The sequence below is a fragment of the Photobacterium sp. GJ3 genome (assembly GCF_018199995.1).
GTDB lineage: Bacteria > Pseudomonadota > Gammaproteobacteria > Enterobacterales > Vibrionaceae > Photobacterium.
Map to the genome: position 1 here is coordinate 2,791,311 of NZ_CP073578.1, position 16,887 is coordinate 2,808,197.

Consider the following 16,887-nt stretch of genomic DNA (forward strand, 5'->3'; position numbering starts at 1 on the left):
CGATCCAGCCACCTTACTCGGTTGCGCCACCAGCATCAAGCCATAGAAATTCTTCCGGCCCTCTTTGCCCGTCCACACCTTTCACGTATCCTAGTCAGCCTGATTTTTCTCGGTTTGAAGCGGGCGACAGCGTGACAGTACAAAGTTTAGAAAAACACACTCCCATGATGCAGCAATATCTCAGAATCAAGGCAGAAAACCCTGATGTGCTGCTGTTTTACCGGATGGGCGATTTCTACGAACTCTTCTTTGACGATGCCAAGCAAGCCTCACAACTGCTCGATATTTCGCTGACCAAACGGGGGGCGTCCAATGGCCAGCCAATCCCCATGGCAGGTGTGCCATATCACGCCGTAGAAGCCTATCTGGCGAAACTGGTTCAGTTAGGCGTATCGGTTGCAATTTGCGAGCAGATCGGCGATCCGGCCACCAGCAAAGGACCGGTTGAACGCCAGGTCGTGCGTATTGTTACTCCCGGAACCGTCAGTGATGAAGCGCTGCTGCATGAACGGCGCGATAACCTGATTGCCGCTATTTTCTGCCAGAACGGCCGCTTCGGTTACGCCACGCTGGATATCACCTCCGGCCGCTTTATGCTGACCGAGCCTGAAACCGAAGAAGCAATGCAGGCCGAGCTGCAGCGCACCAGCCCTGTTGAACTGCTGTACCCGGAAGATTTCCCGCTGCCGGGCCTGTTCAGTCATCTCAAAGGAGCGCGACGCCGTCCGGTGTGGGAATTTGCGCTGGAAACGGCCCGCCAGCAACTGACTCTGCAATTCGGGACCCGTGATCTGGTGGGCTTTGGCGTTGAAAACGCTGAATTTGGTCTGTGTGCCGCTGGCTGTCTGCTTCAATATGTGAAAGATACGCAGCGCACGGCCCTGCCCCATATCCGAGCGATTACCCGGGATACACAAGAGCAGTCCGTGATTCTGGATGCAGCAACCCGCCGCAATCTGGAACTGACCCAAAACCTGGCCGGGGGCACCGACAACACACTGGCTTCAGTACTGGATCAGACCGCGACGCCTATGGGCAGCCGTTTACTCAAACGCTGGCTGCATCAGCCGGTGCGAAACCACCAACAGCTGAATCAGCGACTGGATGCCATCGGCAATCTGAAAGACAGCGGCATGTTTGCCGAACTGGCCGATGTTCTGCGTCATATGGGCGATCTTGAACGCATTCTGGCCCGGCTGGCGCTGCGTTCTGCACGGCCGCGCGATCTGGCCCGGATGCGGACTGCACTACAGTATCTGCCTGAACTGGCTGGACTCATGACTGAGTTCAGCAGCGATCATCTGCGTCAGCTTGCCGAATACAGCCAGCCCATGGATGAGCTGTGTACGCTGCTGGAACGCGCGGTGATCGAAAACCCGCCCGTGGTGATCCGTGATGGCGGCGTCCTGGCGCCCGGATACAATGCCGAGCTGGATGAGTGGCGCGATCTGGCCGATGGTGCCACGAAATTCCTCGAGGAGCTGGAAGCCAGCGAACGCGAACGACATGATATCGACAGCCTGAAAGTTGGGTTCAATCAGGTGCACGGTTTTTATATTCAGATCAGTCGGGGCCAGAGCCATAAAGTGCCCAGCCATTATGTACGCCGCCAGACGCTGAAAAATGCCGAACGCTATATCATTCCCGAGCTGAAAGCACATGAAGATAAAGTGCTGAACTCCAAGTCCAAAGCGCTGGCACTGGAGAAAAAGCTGTGGGAAGAACTCTTCGATCTCTTGCTGCCTCATCTGGCACAGTTGCAGCAGACTGCCGCGGCGCTCTCTGAGCTGGATGTGCTGGCGAATCTGGCGGAGCGTGCCGACACGCTGAACTACTGCCGTCCGCACCTGACAGACAAACCGGGTGTTGAAATCAGTGCCGGTCGTCACCCGGTCGTTGAGCAGGTGCTGGATGACCCATTCATCGCCAACCCGATCTCACTGCATCAGGACCGGCGGATGCTGATCATCACGGGTCCGAACATGGGCGGTAAATCCACCTACATGCGCCAGACCGCACTCATTGCTCTGCTGGCACATGTTGGGTCTTATGTCCCGGCGGATGCTGCAACCATCGGCCCGCTGGACCGGATTTTCACCCGGATTGGTGCTTCGGATGATTTGGCATCCGGCCGTTCGACCTTCATGGTCGAAATGACTGAAACCGCCAACATCCTCCACAATGCCACTGAAAACAGTTTGGTGCTGATGGATGAAATTGGTCGCGGCACCAGTACGTATGATGGTCTGTCTCTGGCCTGGGCGAGTGCTGAATGGCTGGCAGAGAAGATTGCCGCCATGACCTTATTCGCCACCCACTACTTTGAACTGACCGAACTGCCTTCACTGTTACCGGGACTGGCGAATGTTCACCTGGACGCAATCGAGCATGGCGATGAAATTGCGTTCATGCACGCCGTACAGGAAGGTGCGGCCAGTAAGTCTTTCGGCCTGGCCGTTGCCAGTCTGGCTGGTGTTCCGAAATCTGTGATTAAGCGCGCCAAGCAAAAACTGCAGCAACTGGAAGCCAGCGGCCACCAGCAGGCGATTGCACAGCCAAGTCAGAACAGCAGCGATACTCAGCAACTGTCACTGCTCCCTGAGCCAAGTGAAGTTGAAGAAGCGTTAGCACGTCTGAATCCAGACGAGCTAACGCCACGGCAGGCATTAGATGAACTCTATCGCCTTAAGGCTTTGCTGTAACAGCCAAGCCTGTCTGCCGCACAAAAAAAGGACGCCTGCCGGGCGTCCTTTTTCAGGGTCTCTCTTTCCATAATATCTTTGTGCATTGAACCTTTGAGCAACGTCTCTCGATATCAGTTCTCTGCACTCAGTACTTACATTTCCTGATTGAACAGAGATTCGATGTTCAGACCCTGATGGGTCAGCATATCCCGCAGGCGGCGCAGTCCTTCAACCTGAATCTGACGCACTCGCTCACGAGTCAGTCCAATCTCACGACCCACATCTTCAAGCGTGGATGCTTCATAACCCAACAGACCAAAACGGCGGGCAAGCACTTCACGTTGTTTCGGATTCAGCTCTTGCAACCAAGTGACGATAGAATTTTTCATGTCGTCGTCCTGCGTTGAGGTTTCCGGACCACCGCAACGCTCATCCGGAATAATATCCAGCAAGGCTTTCTCGGTATCCCCGCCAATCGGATTATCAACCGAACCGACTCGCTCATTCAGGCGTAGCATCCGGTTCACGTCATCGACGGACTTATCCAGTTGCAGGGCGATATCTTCAGCGGTCGGTTCATGATCCAGCTTTTGGGCCAGTTCACGGGCTGTCCGCAAATAGACGTTCAGTTCTTTCACAACATGAATAGGCAAACGAATCGTCCGGGTTTGGTTCATGATGGCCCGCTCAATGGTTTGACGGATCCACCAGGTCGCGTAAGTTGAGAAACGAAAACCACGCTCAGGGTCGAATTTTTCAACCGCACGGATCAGCCCCAAGTTACCTTCTTCAACCAGATCCAACAGCGCCAGACCACGATTGCTGTAACGGCGGGAAATTTTAACCACCAGACGCAGGTTACTTTCAATCATCCGCTTACGGGCGACTTCATCACCACGTAAGGCACGACGCGCATAAAGAACTTCTTCCTCAGCGGTTAAAAGTGGGGAAAAACCAATTTCACCAAGGTAAAGCTGCGTTGCATCCAATGCTTTCTGAGTGACACTATAAGACGAGATTTCCAGCTCGTCTTCCGTCTCTTCAACCTCGGATTTTGCTGAGATGTCAGCTTCCTGCTCTTCAACCTCAAGCTCTATATCGTCATCAAACTCATCGTAGTTTTCGATATCAGTAGCTGCATTACTTCTGCTCATAGCGCCTCCCAGATAGCGTCTCGCAAATCCGGTTCATCACGCCCGAGCCGTCTGTCAGTCTGGCAGGTACTTGAGCGGATTCACTGACTTGCCTTTGTAACGGATCTCAAAGTGCAGCCGGACACTGTTGGTTCCTGAGCTGCCCATCGAGGCAATTTTCTGCCCCGCAGTCACCGTATCTTGCTCCCTGACAAGTACCTTCTCATTGTGCGCATAGGCACTCAGGTAGTCGTCATTATGTTTGATGATGACCAAGTTGCCATAACCCCGGAGTGCATTGCCTGCATAGACAACTTTTCCGGCAGCGGTTGCGTTAACATCTTGTCCACGCTGACCCGCGATATCAATGCCTTTATTGCCGTTGTCCCGGCTCGAGAATCCGGCAATCACTCGTCCTTTAGTCGGCCATCTCCAAGTGTCAACTTTGCCATCGTCAGACTTTGAAGTCTTCGCTGTGTTTTCCTTTGGTTTTGCCTGAGTTGTAACAACTTTGTTACTTTTTGAGTCTTGAGAGTACTCTTTTGTGGAAGGACGATCAACACCTTTATTGGCGCTTTTTTGTACGTCTTTAGTCGAAGATTTCACCGGCACAGGTTTTGCAGCCGTTGTGGTTTGTGCTGGCTTACTTGGCTGAGTTGATTTTACAGGTGGTTTCACAGCGGCCACCGTCGTTGCCGCTGCAGCCGTGGCAGTCGTCGCTGTCGCTGTCGCAACTGGACCGACCACCACGGATGGCTGATAAGGAATGACTTCCCGCTTCGGTGGTACAGACGGTTTTTTCACGATGGGCTGTGAAGGTCGCGATGCGACTTTCTGACCATATTGTGGTGCAACGTATTTCGGTTTCCAGAGAAAGAGTTTCTGACCCGGAAAAATCGTATAGGGTGGTGATAACTGGTTAATATCAATCAGTTCATTGACATCACGCCCGGAAAGATAAGCAATGAAATAAAGGGTGTCGCCCTTTTGAACCTCATAATAACTGCCACGGTAACTACCACGCTCCGTGTTGTTATAATTGGCCCCTTGGGGCGGATAAGTTGCGCAAGCAGTCAGCAGATGGCCTGCTGCCAGCACCGCGAATAATTGACGCTTTTTTCCCTGCCACCCTTTCATCGGTTAAGCCAGCTCCCCTGCAACCAGCGGAACAAAGCGTACCGGTGTAATCTCTTCCGTCACATAGTGACCATCCAGACAGCGGATACACTTGAGCACTTGATTCATATCACCAACCGGGACCACCAAGCGCCCGCCTTCTGCCAGTTGAGCCAGCAACGCCGGCGGAACAATATCCGCAGCAGCCGTCACAATGATGGCATCAAAAGGACCTTTGCTTGACCACCCCTGCCAGCCATCACCATGCTTGGTGGAAATGTTATGTAAATCCAGTTGTTTAAAACGGCGCTTTGCCTGCCACTGCAGCTTTTTAATCCGCTCAACGGAGTAAACCCGATCGACCAGATGAGACAGAATCGCCGTTTGATAGCCCGAGCCGGTGCCGATTTCAAGCACCCGGGAGCTCGGTGACAATGCCAGCAGTTCAGTCATGCGTGCAACAATGTAAGGCTGAGAGATTGTCTGCCCACTGCCGATTGGCAAAGCATTGTTTTCATAAGCTTTGTGAGACAAGGCTTCATCAATAAAATGCTCGCGGGGAACTTTGTCCATCACTTGCAGCACTTGCCGGTCAGCAATTCCCAGCTGACTCAAATATTCCATCAGGCTATGGCGTTGTTCCGCATAGCGCATTATCCGTTGTTCTCCACTTGTTTCATCCACTGCGACAGGTCATCTAACGCATCATGCGCGGTTAAATCAACCTGAAGCGGGGTCATTGAGACCTGCTTGCGCTCAATCGCATAAAAATCAGTGCCCGGCCCGGCATCCTGACAGCTGCCGGGAGGACCAAGCCAATAAATCGTTTTCCCGCGCGGATCGGTATCTTTGATCATTTTTTCAGCCCGGTGTCGCGCCCCCAGGCGTGTGACCTGCCATTCACCCAGCTCGGACAAGGGGACATCCGGAACATTGATATTCAAAATTTTATTGCTGGGTAAAGGCTGAACCTTCAATCGGCCAACGACTTCCTTGACGACCTGAGCCGCTGTGGCAAAGTGCTCACGCCCCACCAGGGAAACGGCAATTGCAGGCACACCTAAAAAATGCCCCTCGGTGGCTGCGGCGACGGTGCCCGAGTACAGCACATCATCGCCCAGATTGGCACCGTGGTTAATCCCGGCAACAACGATATCCGGCTTTTCAGTCATCCACTCATTGAGCGCAAAATGAACACAGTCGGTTGGTGTCCCTTCCACCGAAATCCGACGAATTCCTTCTTCACGGATCCGCAGCGGTGTTTCCAGCGTCAGAGAATTTGACGCGCCACTGCGATTACGGTCCGGTGCCACCACATAGACCTCCCCCAGTTCCTTCAGGGTATCGGCCAATGTATTGATTCCTTCAGCAAAGATACCATCATCATTACTGATCAAAATTCGCATATCTGCCATCCTTTTGTTCCGGCTCATCAATCAGCTCTCGCAACACGGCCGTTGCAAAGCAGCCCGCTGGCAGGGAGAACTGAACCACCAGTTGATCAGCTTCCAGCGACCACTGCATATCGCCTGGTCGCAACATCAGCGCACGGCGCTCATGACGCATGCGGTTATCGCGGATCAGTTTGAGCAGCAAAGGTTCCTGCTCAATGATCTGCATTTCGAAGTCGGCAACCTCTCCCTGCGTCGGCAGCGCATTGTCACCCATCATCGGAGCTGTAATCAGCACACTGCCCTGCTCAACCTGCGCCTGCAGCGCCGGGGTAACCTGCTCGACCAGCGTCCAGCTATCCGTCTCTTTGTCCTGAACACAGTCACCGGCCATCAGGGTCGCTGCCTGACCCGCCGCGATCCGCTGGGACAGGACGAGATTAAACAGCCAGGAACGTGCTGCAGACAGATAAAAACTGCGTTTGCTCTTATCCCGAACCCGAAACTCATCGTTCCCCCAGGCACGGGCTTTGATCACGTTATTACCATCGTGGCCGAATCGCTGCGCACCAAAGTAGTTCGGCACACCGTGCTGCTCGATCTGTGTCAGGCGGGAGACGACATCCGCGGGCTGGTCCAGTTCACTCAGTCGCAGCTCAAATGTATTGCCGGCCAGATCGCCTGGACGCAGTTTTTTATCATGGCGATCTGTGGCGATCACCTCAACCCCCGGGTGCTCTGCGACAAACTGCGTGAGATCCGGATCCGGTTTCCCCGGCAGGTGCACACTGAGCCATTGCTCGGTCACGGCATGGCGGTCTTTCAGTCCCGCCCAGCTGACATCCCGGGATTTTACGCCACAGGCTTTGGCAAGCTCATTGACAACATACTTGGTGTTTTCACCGGTTTTACGGATTTTCACCATGAAGTGTTCACCGCTACCGGCAAAATCAAATCCCAGTTGTTCTTTGACGATAAAGTCTTCCGGACGAACTTTGCTGCGCCCGCGGCAAACCGGCTTACCATACAGCCAGCTCAGGCTGTCCATTTCAATTGTCATCATGTTTACAGTTTCCAGAAAGGAGCCCGGTTACAGGGAACGCAGTAACACAACCGCTTCGCAGGCAATGCCTTCTTTGCGGCCCGTAAAGCCCAAACGCTCGGAAGTGGTGGCCTTTACATTAATATTATCGACCGTGGTTTCAAGATCGTCGGCAATTCGCTGACACATTTCGTCGATATAAGGTGCCATCTTGGGTGCCTGGGCGATAATGGTGACATCCAGATTCCCAAGACAATAGCCTTTCGCTTTCACTTTGGAATAGACATCGCGCAGCAACATCCGGCTGTCTGCACCTTTCCACTCAGCATCCGTGTCCGGGAAATGACGACCAATATCACCGGCACCAATCGCCCCCAGTAGAGCATCGCAAACCGCATGGAGTGCAACATCACCATCTGAATGCGCCACCAGACCAAATTCATAAGGGACGGCCACGCCACCGATGATCACCGGGCCTTCACCGCCAAATTTATGTACGTCAAAACCATGTCCAATTCGCATTATGCCTGCTCCTTTTGTCGTTGCTGCAGGTAAAATTCGGCCAATGCCAGATCTTCCGGCTGTGTGATTTTCAAATTATCGGCCCGCCCGGTGACCAGGCGCGGTGCATAACCGCAATGTTCCAAGGCTGAAGCTTCATCAGTAACGACAGCGCCGTCTGCAAGTGCCTTTGTCATGGCGTCACGGAGCTGACCTGCCCGGAACATCTGTGGTGTGAGGGCATGCCAGAGATCCGTGCGTTCTACCGTCATGGCGATCGCCTGGCGGCCATTACCACGCTTCATGGTATCCCGCACTGGTGCGGCCAGGATTGCGCCACATTCGCTTTGATGTGCCTGTTCAATCAGACGGGAAATATCCTCCTGATGAAGGCAAGGCCGGGCCGCATCGTGAACCAGCACCCAATCGTTATCCGATAAAGCTGCCAAACCGGCGAACACGGAATCAGCACGTTCCGCGCCCCCCTGAACCACAGTCACTTCGGGACGAGCAGAGAGTGGGAGATGCTGAAAATAGGGGTCGCTGTCGCTGATCGCAATCACCACACGACCGATCGCGGGGTGTTGCAGCAGACAGTCAACGGTATGTTCTAAAATTGTTTTTCCTGCAATCAACAGGTACTGCTTGGGCCGATCAGCCTGCATACGGCTGCCGATACCGGCGGCTGGCACAACTGCAGTTAAGGTTTGAGTCATGATGGGTTTACTGCCAAATAAACGCCTGCGGGTGCTCTCCTAGGGAGTGTTATCACCCACAATGCGAAAAAAAGTTTCTCCGGGTTTGATCATACCAAGTTCATGGCGGGCCCGCTCTTCAACGGCTTCCAGCCCCTGATGCAGGTCATGAATTTCTGCGTACATCTGCTGATTTCGCTGCACCAGTTCCGCGTTGGCTTTCTGCTGAAGCGCGACGTTGTCTTTCAGCGCCACGTAATCAGACATCCCATTTTTGCCAAACCAGAACTCGTACTGCAGCCAGGATAATACCAATAGCAACACGGCACTGAATACTCGCATGCAAGCCTCATTCTCGGTTGATTCGTTCAAGCGACAGGCCGGATTTACCGCCCGGGAAGCGGTAATAATCCCATAAAGCGCCCGGTGTGACCAGTTCCGGTTCAGCCATTCGGGCATAAAAAAGCCGCTCTGATGAGCGGCTTATCCATCTTGTATCCGTCAGACGGACAAAGTGTCGTTTCAGACTTATGCCTGACCTTTCACTTCTTTCAGACCGTTGTAAGGTGCTTTTTCACCCAGTGCTTCTTCGATACGAATCAGCTGGTTGTATTTCGCAACACGGTCAGAACGGCTCATAGAACCTGTCTTGATCTGGCCAGCTGCAGTACCTACCGCCAGATCAGCGATGGTTGCATCTTCAGTTTCACCTGAACGGTGAGAGATAACAGCGGTGTAACCTGCGTCTTTCGCCATCTTGATCGCAGCCAGTGTTTCGGTCAGAGAACCGATCTGGTTGAACTTGATCAGGATAGAGTTCGCGATGCCTTTCTCGATCCCTTCTTTCAGGATCTTGGTGTTGGTCACGAACAGGTCGTCACCAACCAGCTGAATTTTGTCGCCCAGCAGTTCTGTCTGGTGCTTGAAGCCATCCCAGTCAGACTCGTCCAGACCGTCTTCGATCGACACGATTGGGTACTGTGCAACCAGGCCAGCCAGGTAGTGATTGAACTCTTCTGAAGTGAAGATTTTGCCTTCACCTTTCATGTTGTAGTTGCCAGCTTCTTTGTCGTAGAACTCAGATGCAGCACAGTCCATCGCCAGAGTCACGTCTTTGCCCAGCTCGTAGCCTGCCAGCTCAACTGCTTCTTTGATTGCAGCCAGTGCAGCAGCGTTTGATTCCAGGTTTGGTGCGAAACCACCTTCGTCACCCACAGCCGTGCTCATGCCTTTTGCTTTCAGAACTTTTGCCAGGTTATGGAAAACTTCTGCACCGATACGCAGGCCTTCTTTCAGGGTTTTCGCGCCAACAGGCTGAATCATGAATTCCTGAATGTCGACGTTGTTGTCTGCGTGCTCACCACCGTTGATGATGTTCATCATTGGCAGTGGCATAGAGAATTTGCCCGGTGTGCCGTTCAGCTCAGCAATGTGCTCGTACAGAGGCATGCCTTTCGCCGCAGCAGCTGCTTTTGCGTTCGCCAGAGAAACCGCCAGAATTGCGTTTGCACCGAACTTAGATTTGTTGTCAGTGCCGTCCAGGTCGATCATGATTTGGTCGATGTCAGCCTGAGCTTTCGCATCTTGACCCAACAGCGCCTGAGCAATCGGGCCATTGACTGCATCAACGGCTTTCAGAACACCTTTGCCAAGAAAACGTGCTTTGTCACCGTCACGCAGCTCCAGAGCTTCACGAGAGCCCGTAGATGCACCTGATGGCGCAGCAGCCATACCAACAAAACCGCCTTCCAGATGAACTTCAGCTTCTACAGTTGGGTTACCGCGTGAGTCGATGATTTCACGACCCAGAACTTTAACGATCTTAGACATTGTGTTTCCTCTTGCTTTATTTTGATTTAAAAAAGCGAAAAAAAAGCTGCCGCACTCCTGTGCAACAGCTATTCGTAACTCTTATTTGTTGTCTTCCAGTTCGCCGCGCTGATGCTGACCAGCGGCTTTGACGAAGCCTTCAAACAGTGGATGGCCATCACGCGGGGTTGATGTGAACTCAGGGTGGAACTGAGCCGCAACAAACCATGGGTGATTTGGCACCTCAATAATCTCAACCAGCTTCTTATCCGCTGACAAACCAGACACCTTCAGGCCAGCTTCTTTCAACTGAGGCAACAGGTTGTTGTTCACTTCGTAACGGTGACGGTGACGCTCGTGGATGGTCACGCTGCCGTATAGTTCGCGGGCTTTGCTGCCATCTTCCAGATGACACAGCTGTGAACCCAGACGCATGGTGCCGCCCAGATCAGACGCTTCAGTCCGCTCTTCCACGTTCCCTTCGCTGTCGACCCACTCAGTGATCAGACCAACGACCGGATAAGGGGATTTTGCATCAAACTCAGTTGAGTGTGCACCGCTCAGACCTGCCACATTTCGCGCAAATTCGATCAGTGCGACTTGCATGCCCAGACAGATGCCCAGGTATGGAATATTGTTTTCACGCGCATACTGCGCCGTCATGATCTTGCCTTCAACACCACGACCACCGAAACCGCCCGGAACCAAAATTGCGTCCAGACCTTCCAGCATTTCAAAGCCTTTTGACTCCACGTCCTGCGAATCAACATACTTGATGGTCACAGACAGGCGGTTTTTCAAACCCGCATGTTTCAGCGCTTCGTTGACAGACTTGTATGCATCTGGCAGTTCGGTGTACTTACCGACCATACCAATCGTGACTTCGCTGGTTGGGTTCGCTTCTTCATAGATCACGCGTTCCCACTCGCTCAGATCGGCTTCTGGTGCCGAAATGCCGAAACGCTGACAAACCAGTTCATCCAGCCCCTGAGACTTGATCAGTTGCGGGATCTTGTAGATGGAGTCGACGTCTTTCATGGAAATGACAGCTTTCTCTGGCACGTTACAGAACAGTGCAATCTTGGCACGTTCGTTTGCCGGGATCATGCGGTCTGAACGGCAGATCAGCACGTCTGGCTGAATCCCGATCGACAGCAGTTCTTTCACCGAATGCTGTGTTGGTTTGGTTTTCACTTCACCAGCGGCTGCCAGGTAAGGAACCAGTGTCAGGTGCGTAAAGATGGCACGCTCGCGGCCCAGCTCAACAGCCAGCTGACGGATTGCTTCCATGAATGGCAGGGATTCGATATCACCCACAGTACCGCCCACTTCAACAATCGCAATGTCGTGGCCTTCGGCACCAGCAATCACACGCTCTTTGATCGCGTTGGTGATGTGCGGGATAACCTGAATGGTGGCACCCAGATAGTCACCACGACGCTCTTTACGCAGAACGTCTTCATAAACACGGCCTGCGGTAAAGTTGTTGCGTTTGGTCATCTTGGTACGAATGAAACGCTCGTAGTGACCGAGATCGAGGTCGGTCTCCGCACCGTCTTCCGTAACGAATACTTCACCGTGTTGAATCGGGCTCATTGTCCCCGGATCAACGTTGATGTAAGGGTCTAGCTTCATCATGGTCACTTTCAGACCACGGGCCTCTAAGATGGCCGCCAGTGATGCTGCAGCAATACCTTTACCTAGGGAGGATACAACACCGCCCGTCACAAAAATGTAATTCGTTGTCATGTTAAACCTGGAAGATTTGGTGTAGAGGATAAAAAGTATCTGGACGGGAAATTAGTATACCAGACACATTTTATTGCCACAACGTGAAAACTATCACAGTAAAGCGAGTTGCTTCTTGTTCCAAATCAAGCCCGGAATTCTTGACGAAGAAATCCCTGAGCAATCAGTCCTGAGCTGCCGGGCCGCCCGATTTCTCACGTTTTTTTACCTGTTCCCATTCGGCATCGAGTTCATCCAGCGAACAATGTTCAACCGACTTGCCCTGTTCAGCAACCGCCTGCTCCACCTCACGGAAACGACGCTCGAACTTCCGGTTCGCCTTCTGAAGCGCGGCTTCCGGTTTCACGTTCAGATGCCGGGTGAGATTCACCACTGCAAAAAGCAGATCGCCCAGTTCTTCTTCGATCCTGTCCTGATCCGGCACGGCTTGAAGCGCTTCTTCCATGACTTCTTCTATTTCTTCCTGCACCTTCTCAACCACAGGCCCCAGCGTCGGCCAGTCAAACCCGTAGCGGGCACAACGTTTCTGGATTTTATCCGCCCGGCTGAGTGCCGGCAGCGCTTTGGGGATATTGGCCAGAATGCTATTGTCCTGCCCTTTTTCAGCGCGTTCTTTGGCTTTTTCTGCTTCCCAGTTGGCATGAATCGCCGCTTCATTGTCGAATTCAGCCCCGGAGAAAACATGCGGATGTCGCCGAATCAGTTTGTGATTGATCCCGCTGACCACATCCTCAAAATCAAACAGTCCTTTTTCCTTGCCGAGCTGGCTGTAGAAAATGACCTGAAACAGCAGATCACCCAGTTCTTCTTTCACCTCATCCCAGTTCTCTTCTGCGATCGCATCGGCAACTTCATACGCTTCTTCCAGCGTATGCGGCACAATGGAGGCGAAGTCCTGCTGCAGATCCCAGGGACATCCGCCGTCCGGATCCCGCAATTGCGCCATGATCGACAGCAGCTGATTGATAGGGGTGTTGTGACTCATGTGTGCATTTTCCTGTTTCTGTCATCAAAGAAAAGCGGGCTCTGGCCCGCTTTCTGTTACCTGTTGCGTGGTACTCAGTGAAGCCGTCTGGCTTCAAAGACATCCTTCACCTGTTCCAGACGGAGCAGTAACCGGCCCAGACTATCGAGATCCGTCAGTTCGATTTCAAAGTCCATGATGGACATCTGTTTTTTGAAATCAATCCGGCTTTTCACCCCGGCCACCTTCACTTTTTCGTTGTGCATGGTGTTGGTGAGATCTTTAATCAGACCATTCCGCTCGGAGGCTGTGACCCGCACGGTCAGCGCATAACGTCCGGCAAAGCTGCCGCCCCAGACGGTGTGAATTATCCGCTGCGGTGCCACATGACGCAGCTCTTCAAGCTGCTCACAATCGCTTCTGTGCACTGAAATGCCGCGCCCCTGGGTGACAAACCCGACGATATCATCCCCCGGGATCGGCTGGCAGCAACGCGCCAGGTGAGTCATCAGGTTATCGACCCCTTCCACCACCACGGCATCCCGCTGTGGCTTTTTCTGGCTGCTTTTGGTGCTGGCTTCCGTCAGACGTTCCAGCAACTGCTGATCTTCTTCTTCCGCTGTCGGCTTGTTCACCAGCGCATTAATATGGTTGATCACCTGATTGATGCGCAAATCACCGCTGCCAATCCCGGCAAAGAGCTCATCCGTGGAGTTCACGTTGAATCGCTTCAGGGCATAGGCTTCAGCATCTTTCATGGTCGCGCCGATCTTCTGCAGTTCCTGCTCCAGAATTTCCCGGCCAGCAGCGATGTTTTTATCCCGGTCCTGTTTACGGAACCAGGCATGCACTTTGGCCCGCGCCCGGCTGGAATTCACAAAGCCTAAATTCGGATTGAGCCAGTCCCGGGACGGATTCGGCTCTTTCTGCGTGATGATTTCGACCTGATCGCCCATGTGCAGCTGATAAGTGAAGGGAACGATTCGGCCTTCCACTTTGGCGCCAATACAACGGTGTCCGACCTCGGAGTGAATATGGTAGGCGAAATCCAGCGGCGTGGCATTCAGTGGCAAATCCACCACATCGCCTTTTGGCGTGAACGCATAGACACGATCATCAAAGACCTGACTGCGCAGCTCTTCGAGCATTTCGCCCGAGTCGGACATTTCTTCCTGCCAGGCCAGCAGTTTACGCAGCCAGTTAATTTTCTCGTCGTAGGCTGAATGAGCGCCGGAAGAGGTCCCGGATTCTTTGTATTTCCAGTGCGCCGCCACCCCCAGCTCCGACTCTTCATGCATCTGCTTGGTCCGGATTTGAATCTCAATCGTTTTTCCTTCCGGGCCAATCACCACAGTATGGATCGACTGATATCCATTGGGCTTGGGGTTGGCAACATAGTCGTCAAATTCTTTCGGCAGATGGCGATACTTGGTATGCACCACCCCGAGCGCTGCATAGCAGTCTTGCAACTGGTCTGCGATAATCCGCACGGCACGCACGTCAAACAGCTCATCAAATGCCAGGCTCTTCTTTTGCATCTTGCGCCAGATGCTGTAGATATGCTTCGGACGGCCATGCACCTCGGCTTTGATATGCGAGGCTTTCATCGACTCGTCCAGATCGGCGACGAAACGATCAATGTACTGTTCCCGGTCGATGCGGCGTTCCGCCAGCTGTTTGGCAATCTGCTTGTAGGTTTCCGGGTGCTTGTAGCGGAAAGCGTAATCTTCGATTTCCCACTTGAGCTGACCAATCCCCAGACGATTCGCCAGCGGCGCGTAAATGTTGGCACATTCCCGTGCAGCAGCACGGCGCACGGCATCCGGCTCATCCTTCACTTCGCGCAGATGACAGATCCGCTCCGCCAGCTTGATGACCACACAACGGAAATCATCCACCATGGACAACAGCATCCGGCGGATATTATCGACCTGAGCCGACTGCGCCGCCCCTTCTTTGATAGCATTCAGCTGGCTGATCGCAGCCATCTGCTTAACGCCTTTGACCAGTTGCAAAGTGTGCTGGCCGTACTCTTCTTTGATCTCGTCGCTTTTGTACAGCCCGGCTTCGACCAGCGGGAACAGCAAGGCTGCCACCAGCGTATCGGCATCCATGCTGAGCATCACCAGAATTTCGACCATTTCCCGGCCACGCCATAACAGCTGACCGGTGGCTTCTTTCTTGTCCAGATGCGCTTCACAACGCTGATAGGTCTGGATCAGACGGTTCGAGGTCGTAATGTCCTGCAATAAACTCTCTGCCCAGGGTTCCAATTCAAATGTAGCGTTTTCCTTTAGATGCGCACCGCGAACTGCGACCATGATTCTGTCCTGTATTTCTTAATTACGGATGGCAGCCTGTTCCCGACAAGGCAGTGCCCGACACTCAGGCTCGGGTAAACAGCGCCATTGATTCCAAATGTCCGGTATGGGGAAACATATCCAGCATTCCCAGCCGTTGCAACTGATAGCCCTGTTGCAGCAGCACCTGACTGTCCCGCGCCAGCGTTGCCGGATTGCAGGACACGTATAAAATCCGGCTCGGTGACAACGCTGCCACCTGAGCCATCACCCCTGCAGCACCGGCTCGGGCCGGATCGAGCAGGACTTTATCAAACCCTTCTTTGGCCCAGCTGAACGACGCAATCCCGTCTTCCAGATTGCCCTGATAAAAAGCAGCATTGGTGAGCTGATTGCGGGCTGCATTCTCACTGGCCCGTTGTACCATGGGTTCGACCCCTTCCACCCCAACCACTTCCCGGGCGCTTGCCGCCAGTGGCAAACTGAAATTCCCCAGGCCACAAAACAAATCCAGCACCCGGTCTTCCGGCTGAATGTCCAGCCATGATAAGGCCTGTGCCACCATCTGTTCGTTCACCAGACGATTGACCTGAATAAAGTCTTTCGGAGAAAAATTCAGCTTCATCCCTTCGACTTCGTAATAGGGGGCTTCACCGCTGATCTGCACCCATTGCTCGGTATCCGGCGCCAGAAAGAGCATAACATGATGCTTGTCAGCAAATTGCTGAATTTGCGTCATATCCGGGTCAGAAAACGGCTTGATATGACGAATAAGTACCACAGGCCCGTTGTCCGCTTCGACCAGTTCAACATGCCCTAAGTTCCGTCGTCCCTGCAACCGGCTCAATAATTCACGCAACGGTAACAAGAGTGCGTTCAGTGGCCGTGCCAGCACCGGACAATCGGTAATATCGACGATCGCTTTGCTCTGCTCCTTGCGGAAACCAAACGTCAGCGTCTTCTCCGATTCGATTTTCAGACTAAAGCGCGCACTGCGCCGATACTGCCAGGATTCGCCGGTGACCGGCTGATCCTGCGTCAACACATCTGCTGTTGCCGTTTCACCAGCCAGCGCAAATTTCGTGATCAATTCTCCCAGAGACTGCTGCTTGGCGGCAATCTGGGCAGAATGAGAGAGGTGTTGCAAGTTACAGCCACCACACTGGTCATAAACCGGACACTGCGGTGTAATGCGTTCCGGGCTGTCCGATAAACGCTTGATGACTTTGGCTCTGGCATACTGCTTTTTACTTTCAGTCAGTTGCACCAGCGCACGTTCATCGGGGAGCAATCCGGGGATGAACACAGGTTTGCGGTCAAGATGGGCAATGCCTGCACCCATGTGGTCCAGACGGGTCACCGTCACCTCTTTATGTTTGGTGTCGCTGACAGTTCGTTTCGTCGGCTTAAAAAAGCGTGCCATAATGTTGTAACTCACGGTGTTTTGTCGCCTTTTCAAGGCGATGCCATAGCAACATCAATTGTCGCTACGGTAAAGATTCA

At 53.2% G+C, this 16,887-nt stretch carries 14 protein-coding genes; 1 reads left to right on the plus strand and 13 read right to left on the minus strand.

Annotated elements, in window-relative coordinates:
- Positions 1-164 precede the first annotated feature (164 nt).
- A complete protein-coding gene (gene mutS / locus KDD30_RS12875) occupies positions 165-2,702 on the plus strand; it encodes a DNA mismatch repair protein MutS (protein ID WP_371826096.1) in 2,538 nt (845 codons plus the stop codon).
- A 134-nt stretch (positions 2,703-2,836) separates the two neighbouring features.
- Here the strand turns inward: mutS and rpoS are convergent, their stop codons facing one another.
- From rpoS to rlmD, 13 genes are all read right to left on the minus strand, one after another.
- Entirely contained in the window at positions 2,837-3,838 is a 1,002-nt protein-coding gene (gene rpoS, locus KDD30_RS12880; RefSeq protein WP_211646210.1) for an RNA polymerase sigma factor RpoS, read from the minus strand.
- A 54-nt stretch (positions 3,839-3,892) separates the two neighbouring features.
- The gene (locus KDD30_RS12885; RefSeq protein ID WP_211646211.1) at positions 3,893-4,954 is read right to left on the minus strand and encodes a peptidoglycan DD-metalloendopeptidase family protein; all 1,062 of its coding nucleotides are present in this window, start codon (positions 4,952-4,954) and stop codon (positions 3,893-3,895) included.
- A gap of 3 nt (positions 4,955-4,957) precedes the next feature.
- Positions 4,958-5,587, minus strand: coding sequence for a protein-L-isoaspartate(D-aspartate) O-methyltransferase (locus tag KDD30_RS12890; protein WP_211646212.1), 630 nt, complete (start codon positions 5,585-5,587; stop codon positions 4,958-4,960).
- Complete coding sequence (gene surE, locus KDD30_RS12895) at positions 5,587-6,339, minus strand: 5'/3'-nucleotidase SurE (RefSeq protein WP_211646213.1); 753 nt, start codon at positions 6,337-6,339, stop codon at positions 5,587-5,589. Before surE ends, KDD30_RS12890 begins: the two co-directional genes overlap by 1 nt.
- Entirely contained in the window at positions 6,320-7,384 is a 1,065-nt protein-coding gene (gene truD / locus KDD30_RS12900; RefSeq protein WP_211649937.1) for a tRNA pseudouridine(13) synthase TruD, read from the minus strand. The genes surE and truD overlap by 20 nt, the downstream gene beginning before the upstream one ends.
- A gap of 30 nt (positions 7,385-7,414) precedes the next feature.
- The gene (ispF, locus tag KDD30_RS12905; RefSeq protein WP_211646214.1) at positions 7,415-7,888 is read right to left on the minus strand and encodes a 2-C-methyl-D-erythritol 2,4-cyclodiphosphate synthase; all 474 of its coding nucleotides are present in this window, start codon (positions 7,886-7,888) and stop codon (positions 7,415-7,417) included.
- The gene (gene ispD / locus KDD30_RS12910; RefSeq protein ID WP_211646215.1) at positions 7,888-8,583 is read right to left on the minus strand and encodes a 2-C-methyl-D-erythritol 4-phosphate cytidylyltransferase; all 696 of its coding nucleotides are present in this window, start codon (positions 8,581-8,583) and stop codon (positions 7,888-7,890) included. The genes ispF and ispD overlap by 1 nt, the downstream gene beginning before the upstream one ends.
- A gap of 39 nt (positions 8,584-8,622) precedes the next feature.
- Positions 8,623-8,904, minus strand: coding sequence for a cell division protein FtsB (gene ftsB, locus KDD30_RS12915; RefSeq protein ID WP_211646216.1), 282 nt, complete (start codon positions 8,902-8,904; stop codon positions 8,623-8,625).
- A gap of 186 nt (positions 8,905-9,090) precedes the next feature.
- Positions 9,091-10,392 carry a phosphopyruvate hydratase gene (eno, locus tag KDD30_RS12920; protein ID WP_211646217.1) on the minus strand — a complete coding sequence of 434 codons (1,302 nt, stop codon included), beginning with the start codon at positions 10,390-10,392 and terminating at the stop codon, positions 9,091-9,093.
- 81 nt (positions 10,393-10,473) lie between these two features.
- Complete coding sequence (locus KDD30_RS12925) at positions 10,474-12,120, minus strand: CTP synthase (protein WP_211646218.1); 1,647 nt, start codon at positions 12,118-12,120, stop codon at positions 10,474-10,476.
- Between the two features lie 163 nt (positions 12,121-12,283).
- The gene (gene mazG / locus KDD30_RS12930) at positions 12,284-13,105 is read right to left on the minus strand and encodes a nucleoside triphosphate pyrophosphohydrolase (protein ID WP_211646219.1); all 822 of its coding nucleotides are present in this window, start codon (positions 13,103-13,105) and stop codon (positions 12,284-12,286) included.
- Between the two features lie 74 nt (positions 13,106-13,179).
- Positions 13,180-15,405: a GTP diphosphokinase gene (gene relA, locus KDD30_RS12935; RefSeq protein WP_211646220.1), complete on the minus strand. Its 2,226-nt coding sequence runs from the start codon at positions 15,403-15,405 to the stop codon at positions 13,180-13,182.
- Positions 15,406-15,469: 64 nt separating this feature from the next.
- Positions 15,470-16,807: a 23S rRNA (uracil(1939)-C(5))-methyltransferase RlmD gene (gene rlmD / locus KDD30_RS12940; RefSeq protein ID WP_211649945.1), complete on the minus strand. Its 1,338-nt coding sequence runs from the start codon at positions 16,805-16,807 to the stop codon at positions 15,470-15,472.
- Positions 16,808-16,887: the final 80 nt, after the last annotated feature.